Source organism: Roseburia sp. AF15-21 (genome assembly GCF_003479505.1).
In the GTDB taxonomy this organism is placed as follows: domain Bacteria; phylum Bacillota; class Clostridia; order Lachnospirales; family Lachnospiraceae; genus Roseburia_C; species Roseburia_C amylophila.
The window spans coordinates 83971-104767 of sequence record NZ_QUHG01000005.1 but is presented as its reverse complement, the minus strand read 5'-3'; the positions used below and the strand labels follow the sequence as shown (position 1 = coordinate 104767).

Here is a 20797-nt window from a genome sequence, read left to right as displayed (position 1 = left end):
ATATCTTCTTTAATAAACACTATATATTAATAAACCTTTCTGTCTCTCCTTTAAGTCCATTTGATACGGTCTGATTTACATATGACTGCTCTTTGATATCTTCTACTGCTTTTGCCAAATCCTCGACACTTCCTGCGAAGACCTGTAACCCTTCCGAGCTTTCATCGATAGACGTTGCTATGGTATCCATGTTTTCTTTCATTTCATCCATTGCCTGATACATATCCTGCACATTATGATTGATTGTTCCGCAAAAATCTCCCATATAGTCTGCATCCTGGCGGTAGCGGGAAGCCATCATTTCAAAACCGTTATAATCCTGCAATATGTTCTGATTTAAGAACTCCATCATTTTTTCCACCTGTTCAATCAGTGTGCTGACTGCTGTGGTCACAGACATATTAATTGTCTGTATCTCACCCATCGTCTCCCGGCTATTATCTGCCAGTTCCCTGATTTCAGATGCTACTACTGTAAATCCTTTTCCTGCTTCTCCTACTCTTGCAGCCTCTATTGCAGCATTCAAAGCCAAAAGATTAGTCTGTTCTGCAATTCCAAGAATCTGTTCTGTCAGATTTCCTATTTCATAGATTTTTTTGCTTCCTTTTAAGCTGTCCGCAATGCTATGTCCTAAACTGCCAATCATATCATTGGTTTCCTTTTTGCTTTCTGCTGTTTTTTTCTCGATATAATCTGCCCGTTCACGCATTTCATCTACGAATTGAACTCCATTTCCGGTTTCCTCTGATATATCTCTGACATTTTCTACTATTTTTCCAACCCGTTCACTAACCTGTCCGGAACGGTCATTAATTTCCATGATTCCTGCAGATAACTCTTCAATTACAGCTGACATATTCATGGTCTCTTCTCCGATATTTCCAGCCTGCCTGTTCATTTTATCTGCAACTTCGTCCATATCGGATGAACCATCTTTTAACTGCTTCATGATATTTTGTAATTTTTCTACAAAAAGATTTACTCCTGTAACCAGTTGTCCTATCTCATCCATCCTTTTTACCGGAATCCGGATGCTTAAATCTCCATTTCCATTCTGGATATCCTCTACCATCTGGTTTAACTGTAAACTTGCTTTTTTGAGTGGCTGAATAATCGCCTTATTCACCAGTATGTATGTAACTAAGCAGATAATCAGAAAACATATGCCGATTGTTACACTGATAAGATAAGTTTTTTGGGTCCGGGCTTTCATATTCTGTGAACTGCGTTTTACATTCTCATCTAACTTTTCCTGAAAATCATTGCATGCCGACTCCCGCGCCTGTATTTTTTCTAATGCACTGCCTCCAATGATGGATTTTGCTTTTGCAATATCTCCATCATCTCTTGCCTGTCTGCATTCTTTCAATTGCTCCATCAGTTCTTTATTTACACTGCTGTAAGTCATAAAACTGTCGGTTAAACTCTGCTCTGAAATATCTTTGGTCAGCTTTTCCATTTCCGTGAGATACTGGGCAATGGCTTCTTCCTCTGTTTCCATATTTCCACTGATATCCCCGGCAATCAGCATGTCTTCATCACTGAGTGCGGTTAAAATATTGGCATATTTCTGACAGGTTTCAATTTTCTTTTCCACTCTTCCATAATATTTCTCCATGGAAATATAGCCATCCGTAACAAGCTGCTCTGCCTGTTCAATTTTTGTTACCTCTCCGATAATTACCGTAATTCCAATTACCATTACCAGAAATAAACCAATTGCCATAAATAGAAATTCTTTTTTTATTGTTTTCTTCATATTTACACCTTCTCTAAGGACGCATGTTTAAAATTTTTTCATATTTTCCGCAGTCTAATATCTCTTCCGTTCCATCCGGCAAAATAAATCTCGCATTTGCATTAAATGGAACTTCTATGTTACAGACTACTTCCTGCTCACTCTTCCAGTTCCATGCACAGACATATTTACCAAATACACTTCTCCAGCTTCCCTCTGCTTTTTTAAATCTTTGATCTGGCATCGGATATATGGTCATCTTTACCGCCTCTCCTATAGACGGATTCAGACCACACATGTATCTGTATATCCATTCTGCAATGCTTCCATATGCATAATGGTTTAAGCTGTTCATACCGGTTCCGCTGATACTTCCATCCTCTTCCAATGAATTCCATCGTTCCCACACCGTTGTTGCACCAAGGTTCACCTCATGCAGCCATCCTGGATAGTCCTCGTTTAAAAGCAGGTCATAAGCAAGCTGATTTTGTCCATTCTCTGACAAAGCCATGCACAGAATTGGTGTTCCAACAAAACCTGTATTTAAATGTCCATTATTTTTCTTAAGTAACTCTGCCAGTTTTGCCGTTATAACTTCTCTTTCTCCCTCTGGATAAAGTTTTAAATAAAGCAAAAGTGCACAAGCGGTTTGTGTGTATTCCAAGCAAAACTTTTTATCTGGAAAGTAATAATTTAAAATTGCATTCCGAATCTCTTTTTCTCTCTCTGCATATACTTTACTTTCCTCTAATCCTAGACTTTCTGACGCTTCTTTCACCATTTTGGTTGACCAATAATGGTAAACGGATGCGATAAAGCCACTGTCTGTCTTTCCAATCGGATTATTGATATTTCCATTGTCTAATGCCAGCCAGTCTCCCAGCTGCCTGTCATTCTGCCACAGATACGGAATCTCATTCTCTTTTGTTCTCTCATATTCGTAATCCACCCAGGCTTTCATAACAGGATACTGCTCCTCTAACATTGCCTTATCTCCATAAAACTGATAGAGTCTCCATGGAATCAGCGTTGCTGCATCTCCCCATACTGCCGCTCCGGAATCCAGATAGAAAGGATTCGTATGTTCTTCTTTTTTTACCTTTGGTCTTGGAACAAAGAACGGAATAGCTCCATTACATTTTTCCTGCTCAGCCTGCATATTTTTCATATAGTGATTAAAGAAACTTCCGCTATCCATATGAAAACATGCTGTGGATGCAAAAATTCCCGCATCACCTGTCCAGCCCATTCGTTCATCACGCTGCGGACAATCCGTTGGAATATCCAGAAAATTACATTTCTGGGAACGCAGTGTATTTTCTAATAAATGATTTACCTTATCATGATCTGTTGCCACCCAGCCGGTTCTCTCAATATCAGACATAATACGATAAGCAATAAATTTATATTCTTTTTCCGGATTCAGACCTTTTATCTTCACATAGCGAAATCCATAATAGGTAAAATGAGGACGTATGGTTTCTCCTTTTCCCTTCGATACATATGTAAATTCTGCTTTGGCAGTACGGAGATTATCCCTGTAAAATCTGCCCTTTTGCAGAACTTCTCCATACTGCATCATAACTTTCTGACCTGTTTCAAATGCACCAGTTATTTCTACCCAACCGGTGACTGTTTCCCCAAAATCCAGCAAAAGTGCTTCATCTTCCTGTTTTACTGATACCGGTTGAAATTCTTCTACTTTATGAATTCTTGGATTAAATCGTTCCACAAGTGGTCTTGTTTCTTCTATTTCCTCCACGGAAAGCATTTTGTGTTCTAATGTCTCATCAATATGTTCTCCATCATAGATTCCATTTTCACATATGCTGCTTTCTTCTGCCTTCCAGCTGCTGTCTGTTACAATACATTCTTCCTGTCCATTGGCATATCGTATATGTAATTCTCCAATGCACTTCTTCTGATTACCATATAGATTTCTGTAATCACCATCAAATCCAAATCTTCCTTTATACCAGCCTTCGCCTAACAGAACCGCAATTTTATTCTTTCCCTGAGATAACAGTTCTGTAACATCCAGTGTCTGATATTCTAAAAAGCTGTCATAGCAATGATAACCCGGCATTAGAAATTCTCTGCCCGCCTTCTTTTCATTGACATATGCTTCATATAATCCCAGACCACATACATGCCATCTGACAGACTCCGGTTTCTCTTTTAATTCAAACTCTTTATATAAAAGAGGCATTCTCTTTTCATTTTCTTCTGTTCCAATCCATTTTGCGGTCCAGCTTTCCTGCAGTTTTCCCGTTTCAAACCATGCCGGATTACTTTTTGCGCAGTCTCCCTTGTCATCTTTAACTTCTACCTGCCAGTAATATCTGGTTCTTGGTTTTAAGTCGAAGGAAACCAGCATCTGGTTCTCATGATAATTCTTCTGTACTCCGGAATCATATACCAGCTTTTCCATATTGCTGCTCTCTGATACTATAATTCTTGTTTCCACGGCCCATTTTCCACAGACATCCTTTACTTCCCAGGACAAATGGATTTTTGCCAAATTAAAACCTAATGGATTTTTTTTATGATTTACTCTTAATCTGCTGATATACATATAACCGGTTCTCCCTTATGTCTCGTTATTCTTTTAGTAGGAAAGTTCGATTCGTCCACAGAATGGATCTACCGGACTTACTCCTTTAAAGCTGCTTTCTCCGGTAATCTTTGCTATTACTGCCTCTAATACATAATCATTATTGGAGTAACAGTTAATATACGTTTTTATCATTGGCACATCCAGTAAATGATATGGATTGGCTACACTGATAAAAATTACCGGTACTTCTTCTGCAAACCACGGAACATTATTTCCCTGTCCCCAGAAGGTATACCAGTTTAACCGGTTGGTGGTCTGATTGCTGGCATTTTCCACATTTCCGATGTAAATTACCATGTCATACTTATCTTTAAAAGCTGTTACATTATCTACACCCTTTTCGAAATCTTCCTTCTCATAGAGGAATACCTGGAAATTTCTCTTTTCCAGTTCTTCTTTTACTTTTCCGACTACTCTTTCATTGGACGGAAAATGTCCTAAAATTTCCAGCAAAATACGCGGTGTCTTCTTCGGACTGATTGGAAGATTCTCTGCAATATCTTTCACCAGTGTAACAGACTGGTCTGCCAGCTCTTTTGCCCACTGTATATGCTCCGTGGTGCGTAAGTTTTTTAATGCTTCCTTTCCAGGAACCAGCTGTCTTTTTATCTTCTTTTCATGTAATCTTAAAGAAGCCTTTAATGCCAGTATGCGTCTGTTTGCATCCAGTAATCTTTCACGGGATAACAGACCATTCTTATAACCATCTAGCATAAACTGATAATCTTCTTTTAAATCTTTATTGAATAAAATCATGTCACAGCCATTTTCTATTGCCATTGGTACCGTTTCACTTCGTTTACCGGCTGCCGTAAATCCGACCATCGGTGTTGCATCTGTAATGACAAGTCCGTTAAATCCTAATTTGTCCCGAAGCAAATTCACCAAAAGCTCTCTGGAAAGAGAAGCCGGAACAATCTTGCCCTTTAACTGTGGATTAAAATGTTCCTGATACGCTGGCATTGCAATATGCCCTGCCATAACAGTTTTGGCACCATCGTCAATCAGCCGCTGATAAATACTTCCATAGGATTTATCCCATTCTTCCATGCTAAGACTATTTACCGATGTCAAAAGATGCTGGTCTCTTTCATCCACACCATCTCCCGGGAAATGCTTAATTGAGACTGCCATATTGCATTCATCTGCTGCACGAAGATACTCCCTTGCATAGGCATAAACCTTCTCCGGATCATCGCCATATGTTCTGACATTGGTAATTGGATTATGATAATTTCTATCTATGTCAACTACCGGTGCAAAAGCCCAGTTAATTCCTAATGCACTTCCTTCTGAGCAGGCAATCTTTCCCAGACGATATGCATATACCGGATCATTTGCAGCTGCACATGCCATCTGTTTTCCATATGCAGTTCCATTGGTAGCCGCTCCATCTCCTCCCGCTTCTAAATTTGATGGAATCAGAAGCGGAATCTTTGTGTGCTCCTGCGCATAGGTAAATGTACTTTGCATCTCTTCTGCCACACCATCCCGGAAAAATAATCCGCCGATATGGAAATGTAATAACATATTCAGATACTCCGGATCCGTTGAATATCCAATCGGGCAGAACAACTGTCCTATCATTTCTTCCAGGCTCATATTTTCCAGCGTATTTTCTACCCAGGCAATGTCTACATCATCTAAATAAAATGGTTTTTCTTTATAATTCATCTCTTTTTCCTTTCATTTAAGGCACAAAAAGAGCAGCCACGGCTGCTCCTTTTCTTAATTAATATTTCTCAGTTCAGCAAAACCGCTCAATGGATATGTTGTCATTTCACATTCGGACGCTTCACCCAATCCTGCACTATCAAAGCCTCCAGCTGTAGCTGCTTTTATTCCTGCCACCGCATCTTCTACAACAAGACACTCCTGTGGTTCTAACTGCAGGTATTCTGCTGCTTTCAAAAATACCTCCGGATCAGGTTTTGATTTTGTAATATTCGTTCCATCACTGATGGCATCGAAATAATTTTCTAATCCTAAATGTTTTAATATTCTCTTTGCATTTTTACTGGATGAACCAATTGCCAGTAAAACTCCCTGTTTCCTTAAATCATCTAAGGTTGTTTTTACTTCTTTTGGCAAATCAGCCGGTGTCATGTCTTCCAGCAATTCCACATACATCTTATTTTTCTGCTCTGCGAAATCTTCTTTCTCTTCTTTGGAATATTTCTTTGTACTTTTCTCTAAAATAATCTCAAGGCTTTCCATCCGGCTTACGCCTCTTAACCGGTTGTTTATGGTTTCATCAAAATATATTCCCAGTTTATCTGCCAGTCTCTTCCATGCCAGATAATGATACTTATCGGTAAAGCAGATTACTCCGTCCAAATCAAAAATGATTCCTTTATATTTCATCTAATTATCCTCTTGTCTTTTTTTCTTCAACTGTTTCTTCAGCATTACAAGCTCAATTACCTTATTCTCGTTATTCAGATAAATCAGGAACAATACCAGGATAACTGCGGTAACAATCTGCTGAATGGATGCATCTACATTTAATCTTGCATACATCAATGATATGAATGCTGTTGTTACTGCTCCTAACAGATAACCAATTTTTTCATTGCAGAACCGTCCGATAAATCCACCGATAAACATCGGTAAGAAAGCTGTAAACATTACTCCAATTGAGCCAAAGTTTAAAGACATCTGAATATTTCCTGTATTTGAAGCACTAATAAATCCAACTACACCCATGAAGCCGCCTGCAATGGTATAACAGATTACTGCATTGGATACTTCATGAATTCCTGTATTAACAGAAACCTTCTGTCCGGATAATAGTGACTTATATTCATAACCAAATTGTGTATAATCAAAAATCGCAATAAATAAAACGAGTCCTATTACAATTACAAGTACATAATTCAAAACACCTGGAAAACTTGTTAATTCTTTATTTGCTACAAATGACACGCCATAACCATCGGTAAGTGCGAATGCCATTCCTTCGTAAAACAGTGTTACTCCCAGTGACACAATAATCGGTGGTAATTTTACAATTACATAAATTGCTCCGGATATCAGTCCAAGCAATGCTCCGGATACAATAGAAATCACGAGCATATATGGTGTTGAAAGTCCATGGGATGAACAAATTGATGCACTGATTACTGATGACAATAACGAAATTGCTCCGATTGAGAAATCAAATCTTCCGGAATTCAGATTCAATGAAAGAGCAAATGTCGTTAACATTACTGTTGCTGTTGCCCGGAAAAACAAAATCCAGTTTCTTTCTGATTCAAAAAATACAACACCATTCCTCTGACATAAGAGTATCATTACGAGCAGTGTCACTACCGGAATACACAAAGTTCCAATTATCTTTTTTAAAATGCTATTTCTTCCTTTACTTTTCATGTTATTTTCCCTCATGTCTTTTCTAAATTCTGCTCCGGAGAATTCCGGAGCAGAACAAAAATTTTATTAATATGTTACTTATTTTGCTTCTTCCTGGATATCTTTAAATCCATAAGCACTTACAAATTTTTCAAATGATGCATAATCTGCTGTAAGAAGTCCATCTAACATAGCTTTTGTATATGCAGGGCTGTCTACAGAGCTGTCTACTGCATAGCACTCAGAGAACTCTTCTGGTGAAGTCGCAACCCAGTAACCCTGGCTGAGAGCTAAAGCATTTCCATCTTCTGTACGGATCGGGCTTCCAAGTACTGCACGATAAGTTGCAATAAAGATAGGTCCGATACTTGCTGAGAACTTACCTGCAAGGTAATCAAGCATTCCACCATCCATTGCAGTACCATAGCTTTCTGCATAAGCATCTACGCTGGCAATCTTAACATCTGTGCCTTCAATTGCTGTTCCAAAGAAGTCAGAACCATTTCCAACAGCTAAGATAACCTCTAAGTCAGGAGTCTGTGCCATCTGAGCACATTTTCCAAACCATGCATCATCCATGTCATATCCGCCTACATAACCAACGATATTTACATCACCAATTGCTCCGGTTTCAATCTGTCCATCTGCATAAATCTGTCCAATAATTCCAGCTTCATCTGTAGCACCTTTGTAATTAGCATCTGCTCCACCTGCATCTACCATAGCTGCAATCATACCTGCTGCACGATAAATATGCATATCTGTATAATATGGAATTGCTCCACCGAAGATAGCAAAGTTTTTCTTGCCCTGCTCCAGATAGTAATTTGCCATATCATAACCAGTCTGATATTCTACTTCAAGAGATGGCCCGATTGCACCTACATAATGCTCATATCCCTTATAAGTCTCATATTCTTCATCGGTTAAAGTTCCTGTTGCAACTGCATAATACACACCTGCCGCTTCACACTGCTCAATCTGTGCTGCACGGTCAAAGGATGAGAATGAAATAATTGCTTTACAATTATTTGTAATAAAAGTATCAATTGCTGATGTTTCCCCTGCTGCATCCTTTAATTCATCGGAATAAATAAGCTCAACATTGTACTGTTTCTGAATATACTCTGTATAGTATGTCCGGAATGCCAACGCCTCTGCACTTGTTGCATCTGATACAAGAATACCCATTTTAACGGTTTCACTCATATCAAGTTCTGGTGTCTCTTCTTTGCTGCCTGACTGTTCTGTACTTACTACTTCAGAACTGTCATTCTTCTTGTCGCTTCCGCATCCGGTAAAGCATCCTACTACCATGACCGTTGCCAGCAACATTGCTAGAATTTTTTTCATGTTTCTTTCCTCCTGTACATTACATGTTTATGTATAAAGTGACTATCACTTAATACCATATGGATATTATCTTGGTAACATCTTTCCTCTCTGGTCACTGGTTGCCAGGAATACTACCAATATAAATATTGCTGCTTTTACCATCTGTCCAATTCCGGAATTCAGATTAAACATCACCATAATCTGACTGAGCAATGTCATGGAAAAAGCTCCGATTACTGCTGCATAAATTTTACTTCTTGCGCCACCTGATACCGGCATACCACCAAATACAATCGCTATGATGACATCCATTCCTACACTGGATGCAGTATTTCTCGTTAAAGTCGGAGCATAGACAATGGAAAGACATGCGCCAAGTCCAACTCCTATTCCAGACATGATAAATGCTATAATCGACATTTTCTTTACAGAAATACCGCTTAATTTTGCACAAATTGGATTTCCGCCCTGGAATTTCTGCATTCTTCCCACTTTAGTAAAAGAGAATACCAGTAAACATACTAAGAAAAATGCAGCTAATACGAATATTTTAAACTGTGTTGTATTCAGCTTACTGACCGCCATCATTGGCACTCTTATTTCAGAACCTGTTCCATTCATCTTAATCAGAACCAGTACCAGTGCATTCAATACACTTAGCATTGCAATCGTTGTTACGAAAACAGGGAGGTTAAAAATAGATGCCAGTACTGAGTTAAATAGTCCTATAAAGACCGCCACTCCAAGGCAAGCTGCAAACATTATTACCAGGCTCTCTGTTTTGTTATAAACAATCCCACCTACCAGTGCGCTTACTGCTACAGATGCTCCAAGACTGATATCAAAGGAACCAAGGGTATAAATAAAGATTGCACCTGTTGCTACTACTGCAACCACAACTGACTGGTTGATAATACTTTTCATTCCATATGCAACATTTATATTTTTAGATGTTCCAATGATAAAGAAAGCAACCAGCAATGCCACAAGACCAAATAAAGGGGCAAGGAGCATAACATTTTTTCTTAAATTCTTTGTTTTCATTTCATCCGCCTCCTATATCATGTACTGAATCGCATCTGCTTCTGAAAGCGATTCACTTCTTGGAAATTCATGCATAATCTTTCCATCCTTCATAATCATCAGACGGTCTGACATACCGATCAGTTCTGTTAATTCCTCTGAAATGATAACAATTGATTTTCCTTCTTTTTTCATCTGGTACATCAATTGATACATTGCCTGCTTCACACCAATATCAACGCCTCGCGTCGGGCAGTCCAGAATCAATACATCACTGCCTCGTCCAATCCATTTTCCAAATACAACCTTCTGTTTATTTCCACCGGATAATGCCGAAACATACTGATTTATTCCTGCACATTTAATGCTTAATGTTTCCACCTGTTTCTGAACATATTTCTTTTCATTCCACGGGAAAATCAGGAATCCACCAGTTGTAAACTGGTCCAGTCCGCCAACAGCAATATTATCTTTGATGCTGGCATTCAGGCATAGTGACTCAGTGTCTCTGTCTTTTGCCACATATCCAACCATATGCTTCATTGCATCGGCTTCGTTTTTTAATTTCTTTCCTTTGATTCTTATTTCACCAGACTCCGGTTTTTTATTTCCAAACATGACTTTGCCAAGTGTATGCATTCCACAGTGCGAAAGTCCGCCGATTCCAAGAATCTCTCCTTTATGCAATTGCAGATTAAAATCAATCAGTTTGCCAGTCAGATTTACATCTTTCATTTCTAAGACAACTTCATCTTCGCAGCTTCCATCATAATCACTTCGATAATAGTCGCCTTCCAGCTGCCTTCCAATCATACTTGATTTTATTTTGTCTTCATCAAATTCGCTCTTATCAAAAGTAACTATAATATTTCCATCACGAAGAACCGTCAATGCATCGCATTTTTCCATAATCTCTTCCAAATCATGGGAGATGAAAACCACCGCTTTGTTTTCTTTTTTCATCTGTTCCATAATATTGTAGATAATCTCTCTTCCCTTCTGTGACAATGCAGTTGTAGTCTCATCTACTACCAGCACTTCCGGATGCTTATTCATAATTCTTGCTATCTCAATCAGCTTACGTTCCTGTAAATCAAGGCTTGCTGTCATCTGTTCTGCACGAATATGGCTGGCACCGATTGCATCTAAGGCTTCCTGTGCTTTCTGATTTAACAGCTTCCTTTTAACCGGTCCCCATTTATGCTTTTCGCCAAAACTCTTAAAAAATTTTGTCTCGCCAAGGAATATATTCTCTGCTACTGTAATTCCCGGCACTGTTCCAGTTTCCTGGACAATCATTCCAATTCCATGTTCCAACGAATACAGCATTGATTCCGGCTTCCATTCTTTGTCATGATATGTCATCGTACCGCTGTCTGCGTTCTGCATTCCTGCAATAATAGATGTAACTGTTGATTTACCAGAACCATTCTCTCCAATAAGTCCGAGAACTCTGCCTGAACAAACCTCTATTGAAACATCCTTTAATGCAACGGTAGAGCCAAATCTTTTATTCATATGTTCTACTTTTACTAAGATTTCCTGCTTCATCCATATGCCCCTTCTCTGTAATCATTGTTTTTGTGAAAATCACTTTTCTTTTGTTGTTAAATCTATTATAATCTATTCAAGTGGTTTTCCAATTGTTTGTAACAACCAATTCTATTTACTTTTTTTGATAGATATATCATTTTCTTTATGTTGTTATTGACTATTTTTGATATTTGAATTGGAGGATTCCATTATGGATCATGAAGCGTTAAGAACAGTAATATATAAATTGAATGAAGATGAGCAGTTTTACAAAAAATATTATTATGCCAAACAGCAGGAGTATTCCCTGCAGGAATTCTTAAGTACTATCAATATAGATGATGTACTGCGCCGGCATCTGCTGGTTCCGGAAATCAAAGAAACCATTCCTCCACGCTTTGAAGATAATTTCTTTTTTGATGCAGGAAACCACGTTTCTATTACTGTAACCAGACATAACCGTTACTCTCCGGCACTTACTCACGACCACACTTTCTTTGAACTCTTATATGTCTATGACGGAAGCTGTTCCCAGAAAATCAGTGACAGTCAGCTCACACTGCGCACCGGAGACCTTTGTATTATTCCACCCGGCATCAAGCATTCCGTCAGTGTCTTCGATGACAACAGCGTTATCTTAAATATTTTGATTCGAAAAAGCACTTTACATAATATCTTTTTCAATTTTTTAAATTCACCAAACATCCTGTCCGCTTTCTTTTTAAATAATATCTATTCCAAAAACGGTAACGATTATATTGTATTTCACACCGGCAATGATAATGAAATACGTTCTGGCTTTCTCTGGATGTACTGGGAATCTCTGAACCGCTCCCTTTACTGGGATCAGATGATTTCCTACACACTGATGATAACTTTTGGTCTTTTAATCCGGAATTATGAAAAAAGTTCCGAGCTTCCTACTTTCAACCGTAAATCTGATGTGCAGCGTTTTGCCCTGCTTCAATTCATCCAGGAAAATTATGCAACGGTTACATTAGAGCAGGTTGCCGAAAAATTTCACTATACACCTGAACATGTTTCAAGACTTTTTAAAAGCACTACCGGGAAAACCTTTACCCAGCTGTTACAGCAGGTCCGGATTGAAAAAGCCCAGATACTCCTTTCTGATACCAACCTTACGGTTGCAGACATTGCTTCCCAGGTTGGTTATGATACAACGGAACATTTTATAAGATTATTTAAGAAAAATCTGAAAATCACACCAACCGAATATAGAAAAAAAGGGATTATCATCTAATCCCTTTTCCTTGCCAGACAACCTTTTTCATGCTATTTTTAATAAAGAATCGAAAGCAGGTGCAATTATGATACAACGTAAAGATTTATTTTCCATCCCTTTTTATAACAAAACACAGTATACCGGCAGCAATCTTGGCATGCGCTACCGCATAGAAAAGCACACCGAAGAGGATGCCACTTCACTGCTGGTTACCTGGTGGCCGGGTCCTTATTGCTTTACCGCCACGCCGGATGAGCAAAAAAAGACCAACACCTTCGAATATTCCGACGAAGGCATTGGTCAGGCTTGCGACTGGCTCAATCAGGTCTATACAGAAAATGCAGACCTCTTTAAAACCGTTCCTATTTAAAATTTACATCTGATGACGCACAATCTTGTACTCATCATATAACTGATAATACGGGCAGGAATTGGTGTTGCCGGTAAGAAATCTTACCATATCATCTTCATCCAGATCCATATCACAGACATAATATTCGTAATCTTCATCATAAACAAAATTTACACAGGTATCACAATTTCCCTGCTCTGCCATAAAATCACCTCTCCTATCTGATGACTTTCTTTGCATTCCGGTTGCAGATCATATCCAGCATATTTTCATCCGGCTCAAAGATAATATCTCCAAGTCCGCTACCGTTCTTATAAATCACTTCATAGGTCTTCGCTCCCGACTGCTTGGAAGAACAATCCTTTACGCTCACCTGATTGTTATTATGATAATTATACAATTCATGTGCAGTTGACGGTGCAATCAGCACAACCTCTTCCATCTCAATCTTTGCAACATTTTTTCTCTTTCTCTTTGCCTTGATGCGTGCAAAGCTAAGTCTTCCTTCAATATAGGTATATTCCCATTCAATCTGTGATGCAATTTTAAGAAGATACCAGAAAACTGCAAAGATAATTGCAGGAACCAGTAAAATTCCTGGATACACAATAATGGAAACCAGTACACAGAAAATCGCCAATGCGATACAAAGATATCTTAATATTACATTTACCACCGATACCTTCTTATCTACTAAAACTGTGTTTTCAAAAATACTCATACTTTAAACCTCTCAACTTTTTCTTTTTGCAACTGCTTCTTATGCAGATTCTTTTTCATTATAGCTCTTTTTCCACGATTAATCCAGTAGATTATATTTATTTAATAATTATGTTTTTTCCGTGTTTTTCAGTAGATTTTTTCGATTTATTTCGTTACAATAGAGACAAACAGTCCGGGGGGCGGGGGAAGCATACAAAATCAAACTATTGTATAGGATATCCCGGCTTTCTATTATTTTTTAATACAGAATGCTGCAGAACTAAGCTGCTTTGTTTTCTTTTGCTATTGAGCCTGTCTTTCCAATGTTTCACAGCATAGCGGCACGGTTCGCTGATATGCGGATGCATGAGAAAGGCTGTTAGGGGCACTTGGAATTTCATCCTGCAACCGGCAATGCTGGCACAGGACGTGCCAGCAAGGTGCAATCTGAACATGGATGTGAATTTGCACCGGTTGCCGGATGAAACAATATCTTTTCTGAAATTCATAGTGCCCCTTGCAGGTTTTCTGCCGCATCCGCATACAACGAACAGTGACGCTATGCAGTGAAAGCAGCGGAAAGACAGCCTGCAATCAGAAAACAAAACAGCTAAGAACTGCAACGCATTCTGCATCAACAAAAAATAATAGAAATCCGGAATACGCTTACAATATGTTAGATGATTCGTTTTTCTCCCCCGCCACCCGGACAGATTACACGATAAAGGAGATTTCTATGAAAGCATATCATTTAAATAAAGATGCCCTCACCCCAATGTCGGTGGGTGTACAGAAGGAATGGGTTCTGCCCAACGGAATCGGCGGCTATGCCGGCAGTTCTGTAACCGGCGCCCATGCAAGAAAACACCACGGCTATCTGATTGCCAGCCTGCACCCGCCGGTAGAACGTTTCGTCATTCTCTCCAAAATCAACGAGTGTCTGATTCGTTCTTCCGAGAAAATAGATTTTACCGTAGAACAGTATCTTGCTGACGATGGCAGTACCGCTTACCGCAAAGGCATTGAATACCTTAATTCCTTTACTTATGACGGACTGGTACATTTTACCACCAAAGCTCCGGAATTTACCATGACAAAGACACTCGCCTTTGAGCACGGTAAAAACACTATTTCCATTTCCTATGATATCCAGAATGATGGAGAATCTGCTACGCTGGTGCTGACTCCGCTCTTTAATTACCGGGTACACCATGAAGCTTCTACCATAGACACTTTAAAATTCGATACTACTTATGAGCAGCCGGAAATCAGACTGGTTCCGCAGCAGAATAAAGATGTCACCATCCGTCTTTTTACCGATGACGGAACCGTTGTTCCATGTGAAGAAAAATATACCACCGGAATGCAGTTACAAAAAGAACTAGATGTAGAATCCGATGCTTTAGATGATAACTACACGCCATACCAGATTGAATTTCCGCTGGACGCCGGATGCCGCAAGAAAATATCTATCGTCTGCACCATTGAAGATGTTTATGAAAAGGATGCTTTTGCCACTGCTGCCGCAGAAATGGCACGTTTTGATGCGTTAGAGAAAAAAGCTGGCTACCATGATGAACTGGCAGAGACTCTGACCATTGCCGCCGACCATTTTCTTGCATACCGGCAGTCTACCGGACTGATGACTGTTCTTGCCGGACTTCCTTGGTTTACTGACTGGGGCCGGGATACCATGATTGCCCTCACCGGCTTAACTCTGTCTACCAGGCGCTATCAGGATGCCAGAGATATTCTTACCACATTTGCCCGCTATGTCCACCATGGCATGGTACCAAATATGTTCCCGGATGAAGGAACCGCCCCATTGTATAACACTGCGGATGCTTCCATGTGGTATTTCTATGCAGTTGGAAAATATCTCGATTATACCGGCACTCCGGAAGATTATGCTTTTGTGCAGGAAACCATTTATCCAAAATTAAAAGAAATTATTGCAGCTTATGAGCACGGAACAGATTTCTCCATCTATATGGAAGAAGATGGACTTATCCATGCCGGAAGCGGTCTCGACCAGGTAACCTGGATGGATGTCCGTGTGGGCGACTGGGTTGCTACACCACGGCACGGCAAGCCGGTAGAAATCAATGCGCTCTGGTATCACGCACTCTGCCTGATGGAAGAATGGGCAACGCGCTTTGGGGAAGACGGTTCCCACTATGCTGCTCTTGCAGCTCATGCAAAGGAATCTTTCGCAAAAGAATTCTGGAACGAAAAAGATGGATGTCTCTATGATGTGGTAGACGGGCTGGAAGGTGATGCAACCCTTCGTCCAAATCAGATTTATGCTGTTTCCCTGCCGCACCGGATGTTAGATGCTGACAAGGAAAAGAAGATTGTAGATAAGGTTTACGAGAAACTATATGCCAAAACCGGTCTTCGTTCCTTAAGCCCGGATGATAAGGAATACCATCCGACCTATGAAGGCTGTCTTGACAAACGTGACCACGCTTACCATCAGGGTACTTCCTGGGGTTTCCTCTTAGGCGGTTTCCTGACTGCTTATGTGCATGTCTATGGAACTTCCAAAGAAGTTATCACACAGGTAGATGCCATGTTAGATGCCACCAGAGAACAGTTCTACCACGGCTGTATTGGTTCTATTGCAGAAATCTTTGACGGAGATGAACCGCACACCTCCCGCGGCTGCTATGCCCAGGCATGGAGTGTCGGAGAAATTCTCCGGGCATATACGGAGGATATTCTTCCATATAAATAAACTATGGGAAATAAACTACGGGAAACACAGAGGGGCTTGATTTATCAAGCCTCTTTTTTCACTTTACAGGAAATTACTTTCCTGTAAAGGAAAAAACGTTCCACGAGGATGCGCACTGCGGCGTATAAGATAGATGTCGCAAGCGGCCGCCGCAGGCGCGAGAATGTGTCAAGGCACATTCTTTGTTCTCCCCGTGCAATACCTATATCTCTATGCCGGAATCTGCTCCTTCAGCCATTTCTTTTCTTCTTCAGAAAGGAAGTCTGCAATCGTATCGTAGACATACTGCTGATACTTCCGAAGCAGTGCCTTTTCCCGGCTGTCTAATTCTTCCCAGTCGATGGCTTCCAAATCAAATGGTGCAACAGTCAATGTTTCAAATTCCATGAACTGTCCATATTCCGTTTTCTCCGCTTTCTTACAAAGCAGCAGGTTCTCAAGGCGGATGCCGTATTTTCCTTCCAGATACAGTCCCGGTTCATCTGAAGTAATCATACCTTCTTCCATGATGGTTCCGGTACCGCACCGTTCCCGGTAACGAAATGCATTCGGTCCTTCATGTACATTTAACAAATAGCCAACGCCATGGCCGGTTCCGTGATTATAGTCAAGTCCCATATGCCACAACGCTTCTCTTGCCAGATAGTCAAGGTTGACTCCCGTACAGCCATATTTAAATTTTGCATCCGAAAGATTCAGATTTCCTCGTAATACGGCAGTATAATGCTTCTTCTCCTCTGAGCTTAATGCTCCAAGGGCAATGGTTCTTGTCACATCCGTTGTGCCATCCAGATACTGTCCGCCAGTATCCAGCAGCAGAAAGCTTTTGTTATCCAGTGGAATATTGCTCTTCCCATCCGGCTCATAATGCACAATAGCTCCATGGGCACCGTATGCAGCAATCGGTGCAAAGCTCTGTCCCAGATAACCTTCTCCCTGCCTCCGGAATTCTTCTAATTTATCACATACCGTAAGCTCCGTTATCTGCCGCTTATCTTCCACATGCTTTAACCAGTAGATAAGTTTTGTTAAAGCAATGCCATCCTTCTTATGCGCCAGCCGCTCATGCTCCATTTCGGTGGCATTTTTCACTGCCTTCATAAGCTCAATCGGGCTGTTCTTCTTTACCTTATGTGCCTCTTTTGGAATGGCATCATACAGTGCATAATTTGTCATACTCTCGTCTATAAGAATGCTTTTGTCTGCCGGAATTTTCTTTACGTCCGTATAAATCTGTTCATATCCGTAAATAACGATTTTTTCAGTTGAAAGGCTTTCCTTTAAGTCAGCCGGCACACTCATTTCATTTACATACCAGCAGATTTCATCCGGTGCAATCAGCACATAAGATAATGCCACCGGATTGTATGCAATATCATTTCCACGGATATTAAAAAGCCATGCGATTTCATCCAAAGACGGAATTAAAAAGTAATCCGCCTTGCAATCCACCATTGCTTTTCGTACCCCCGCCACCTTATCTTTCCGGCTCTCACCTGCATATTCCACGCCAAGCTCCCAGATTGGATCACAGGATAATGCCGGACGATTCGCCCAGATTTCGCCTACGACATCACGGTCTGGAGCAAATGTAATCTTTTTCTCCCGCAATTTTTCTTTTAAACTCTTTGCCATGCCGGTACTTACGGTTCTTCCATCAAACCCCAATACGGTGCCATCTTCCATTTTTTCTTCCAGAAAAGTGCCAATATCCACTACCCCCGGCTGTCCACTCCGGAATAATGTAATGCCGGTGCCGGCAAGCTGTTCTTCTGCCTGGATAAAATATCTTCCGTCTGTCCAGAGTCCTGCCATATCTTCAGTAATTACCAGCGTTCCTGCCGAACCGCTAAATCCTGAAATATATTCACGGCATTTAAAATATTCTCCTACATATTCTGATGCATGGAAATCATCGGAAACAATGAGATATGCCGCCATGCCGTATTCTTTCATCTTCTGTCTTAATTCCATCAATTCTTCTTTCAAATCTATCACCTCTATGTTATGCTATAATGAATGCAAGCGGGTCAATTACAGTATAGCATCCGTTATTATGAACGGAAAGGAATTCTTTTATGTTTCGCCTGATTGGAAAAATACTTTTCTTTTTCATAAGATTTATTATACATCTTCCGTTCGCCGTATTCCATGGACTGCGGCTGTTCTTTTTTGGTGTCAATTTTGACAAAATGAATGGCTACGAATTTGAAGAATATGCTGCCGGATATTTAAAACGCAACGGATATTCAAAGGTTACTGTCACCAAGGCTTCCAGAGATTTTGGTGTGGATTTAATTGCAAAAAAACACCGGACCACCTATGCAGTCCAGTGTAAATTATATCAGGGCAAAGTAGGAAACAGTGCCGTACAGGAAGCCGTTGCCGGCAAATCCTATTATGATTGTGATGAAGCGATCGTCATTACCAACAGCGTTTTCTATCCCGGTGCCATTGCCCTTGCCGAAGCCAATGATGTCATTCTCATTGACGGCACCCAGTTAAACCATCGCAGCTTCCGCTGGGGCAGATTCTTCCAGCTTCTCCTATTTCTTCTGCTGTGTGGATTGCTGATTTTTTGCATCCTATCTCCGGAATCTGCACTAATCTGACATTCAAAAGAAGTATTTCATCATAATGATTTTATATACAAATACCATCCTTACCGGCTCAATCTACCAGCCGGTAAAGATGGTATTCTTATTTATTATACCGTTGTATTTACTCCGTTTACATTGGCATGTTCGTCTTCTGCCATTGGAATTACCAGACATTTCTGTCCGTTGATTACTTCGGACTTAATCTGTGAAACTTTTTCCGGTTTCACCCGGAGTACAACGTCGTAGGTCTTAACTACTTCGTCTGCTTCTTCCTCGATCTGTTTCTCTTTTAACTGCTGCTGCAGCACTTCAACCTGGGCTACCAGCTCCTTTTCCTTCTGAATCTGCTCATTGGCAGCCAGTGCTTTGCTGTCTACTACATTTTCTGCCAGTGGTGCTTCTTCTGCAAATTCCTCTGCGCAGGTCTTTCCAATCTTTTCTGCCTTTTCCGGTGCAACGCCGCTTTCTTCCATAACATTGGTCAAAAGCTCCGGTGTCAGAATTACCGGGTCTTCTTCCAGTTCTGCTTTCTCTTCTACCAGATCATTTAAGTTCTGCTGAATCTCCATCAGCACTTCACCGCTCTTTTCCACATCATCGCCATATGCCTGTTTGACGATAGAATGGAAGGTCATCTTCTGCTCCGTTGCGGTGCGTCTTGCGCCACAGCCTAATCCCAACTCCATAAATTCCGCATGCGGTGCCTTGGTATCCTTAGTATAGAACATCAGGGAATGAATATCTGTACTGCGGTCGGTAAATGCCGGGAATAAGAAACCGCTGTCCGGTACGCTTACCACCCAGTCACGGATTCTTGGTCCGATACGGTTTTCATCTTCTCTGTAACCCAGTCCCGGTTTGGATAACTGTACCGGACAGATTGCACATAGAAGGTATTCAAACACTTCTTCTGATTCATCCAGCGCATTATTATCCGTGGTCTTGGTCATGACATCATAAGCATCATGGAACAGCAAAATCAGATAGTTGCCTGCATAGTCATAGCTTTCAATGACCATATCATAAAAACGTTCCAGTAACTCAGGATTTTTTAATTTACTTTCCCTTAAACCTAAAAGAAACTGTTGTCTTCCTCCTGCTGCTTCTTCATCCAGTGGAAAATTCAATTCCAAAAGATTATTTCCAATAGTTCCTGATAAGGTTTTCTTGGCAATCTCTAAATATTTATAAAATTCTTCATCTTCCAGATTTAAAAATGTCTCACTTAAATCAACGACCTTATTCTTACCGGCATCTACATAACAGCCACATAATCTTGTAAAGGTACAATTTTCTTTTGTAAAACGTCTCTTTAACTCTGCCACACCTTTTTTATCCATACTATGAATCTACTCCTTTACTAGCTTTCTTTTATTTCTTATGTTCCCAAATCAGACTTTTATAGAACATCGAATGTGCCTTGGCACATTCCCGCGCCTGCGGCGGTCGCTTGCGACATCTACCTTATACGCCGCAGTGCGCATCCTCGCGGAGCGTTTTTGACTTTACAGGAAAGCAATTTCCTGTAAAGTCAAAAAAAGCAAGATAAATTTCTTGCTTTTTGAA

16 protein-coding genes are annotated in these 20797 nt (G+C 40.3%); 4 read left to right on the top strand and 12 right to left on the bottom strand.

What is annotated here, in order from left to right:
- Nucleotides 1-19 precede the first annotated feature (19 nt).
- The 8 genes from DWW33_RS08835 to DWW33_RS08800 form a co-directional block, all read right to left on the bottom strand.
- Nucleotides 20-1759, bottom strand: a complete 1740-nt coding sequence (locus tag DWW33_RS08835) for a methyl-accepting chemotaxis protein (protein WP_118639298.1) — start codon at nt 1757-1759, stop codon at nt 20-22.
- A 13-nt stretch (nt 1760-1772) separates the two neighbouring features.
- Nucleotides 1773-4313 (bottom strand): alpha-L-rhamnosidase, encoded by a 2541-nt coding sequence (locus tag DWW33_RS08830; RefSeq protein WP_118639297.1) that lies wholly within the window; start codon nt 4311-4313, stop codon nt 1773-1775.
- 33 nt (nt 4314-4346) lie between these two features.
- Entirely contained in the window at nt 4347-6029 is a 1683-nt protein-coding gene (locus DWW33_RS08825) for a glycoside hydrolase family 3 protein (RefSeq protein ID WP_117697679.1), read from the bottom strand.
- A gap of 54 nt (nt 6030-6083) precedes the next feature.
- Nucleotides 6084-6719 carry a beta-phosphoglucomutase gene (gene pgmB / locus DWW33_RS08820; protein ID WP_117697681.1) on the bottom strand — a complete coding sequence of 212 codons (636 nt, stop codon included), beginning with the start codon at nt 6717-6719 and terminating at the stop codon, nt 6084-6086.
- Nucleotides 6720-7727 (bottom strand): ABC transporter permease, encoded by a 1008-nt coding sequence (locus tag DWW33_RS08815; protein WP_118639296.1) that lies wholly within the window; start codon nt 7725-7727, stop codon nt 6720-6722.
- A 78-nt stretch (nt 7728-7805) separates the two neighbouring features.
- Entirely contained in the window at nt 7806-9059 is a 1254-nt protein-coding gene (locus tag DWW33_RS08810; protein WP_118639295.1) for a sugar ABC transporter substrate-binding protein, read from the bottom strand.
- A gap of 66 nt (nt 9060-9125) precedes the next feature.
- Nucleotides 9126-10085, bottom strand: a complete 960-nt coding sequence (locus DWW33_RS08805) for an ABC transporter permease (protein WP_242988749.1) — start codon at nt 10083-10085, stop codon at nt 9126-9128.
- Nucleotides 10086-10097: 12 nt separating this feature from the next.
- Complete coding sequence (locus DWW33_RS08800) at nt 10098-11615, bottom strand: sugar ABC transporter ATP-binding protein (protein ID WP_022242956.1); 1518 nt, start codon at nt 11613-11615, stop codon at nt 10098-10100.
- Between the two features lie 193 nt (nt 11616-11808).
- On the opposite strand from DWW33_RS08800, the gene DWW33_RS08795 reads away from it, so the two are divergent.
- Nucleotides 11809-12858: an AraC family transcriptional regulator gene (locus tag DWW33_RS08795; RefSeq protein WP_118639294.1), complete on the top strand. Its 1050-nt coding sequence runs from the start codon at nt 11809-11811 to the stop codon at nt 12856-12858.
- Nucleotides 12859-12925: 67 nt separating this feature from the next.
- Entirely contained in the window at nt 12926-13210 is a 285-nt protein-coding gene (locus DWW33_RS08790) for a hypothetical protein (protein WP_199650756.1), read from the top strand.
- Nucleotides 13211-13213: 3 nt separating this feature from the next.
- On the opposite strand, the gene DWW33_RS08785 is transcribed toward DWW33_RS08790, so the two are convergent.
- A complete protein-coding gene (locus DWW33_RS08785) occupies nt 13214-13396 on the bottom strand; it encodes a DUF6472 family protein (RefSeq protein WP_117697689.1) in 183 nt (60 codons plus the stop codon).
- Between the two features lie 13 nt (nt 13397-13409).
- On the bottom strand, nt 13410-13913 hold the full coding sequence (locus DWW33_RS08780) for a hypothetical protein (protein ID WP_117841622.1): 504 nt from the start codon (nt 13911-13913) through the stop codon (nt 13410-13412).
- 717 nt (nt 13914-14630) lie between these two features.
- Between DWW33_RS08780 and DWW33_RS08775 the strand changes: the two genes are divergently transcribed.
- Nucleotides 14631-16631, top strand: coding sequence for an amylo-alpha-1,6-glucosidase (locus DWW33_RS08775; RefSeq protein WP_243088620.1), 2001 nt, complete (start codon nt 14631-14633; stop codon nt 16629-16631).
- A 210-nt stretch (nt 16632-16841) separates the two neighbouring features.
- On the opposite strand, the gene DWW33_RS08770 is transcribed toward DWW33_RS08775, so the two are convergent.
- Nucleotides 16842-18629: an aminopeptidase P family protein gene (locus tag DWW33_RS08770; protein WP_334294607.1), complete on the bottom strand. Its 1788-nt coding sequence runs from the start codon at nt 18627-18629 to the stop codon at nt 16842-16844.
- 80 nt (nt 18630-18709) lie between these two features.
- On the opposite strand from DWW33_RS08770, the gene DWW33_RS08765 reads away from it, so the two are divergent.
- Complete coding sequence (locus DWW33_RS08765) at nt 18710-19243, top strand: restriction endonuclease (RefSeq protein WP_117841621.1); 534 nt, start codon at nt 18710-18712, stop codon at nt 19241-19243.
- 95 nt (nt 19244-19338) lie between these two features.
- Here DWW33_RS08765 and DWW33_RS08760 read toward each other — a convergent pair whose 3' ends face one another.
- The gene (locus DWW33_RS08760) at nt 19339-20571 is read right to left on the bottom strand and encodes a DUF4317 domain-containing protein (RefSeq protein WP_022242942.1); all 1233 of its coding nucleotides are present in this window, start codon (nt 20569-20571) and stop codon (nt 19339-19341) included.
- Nucleotides 20572-20797: the final 226 nt, after the last annotated feature.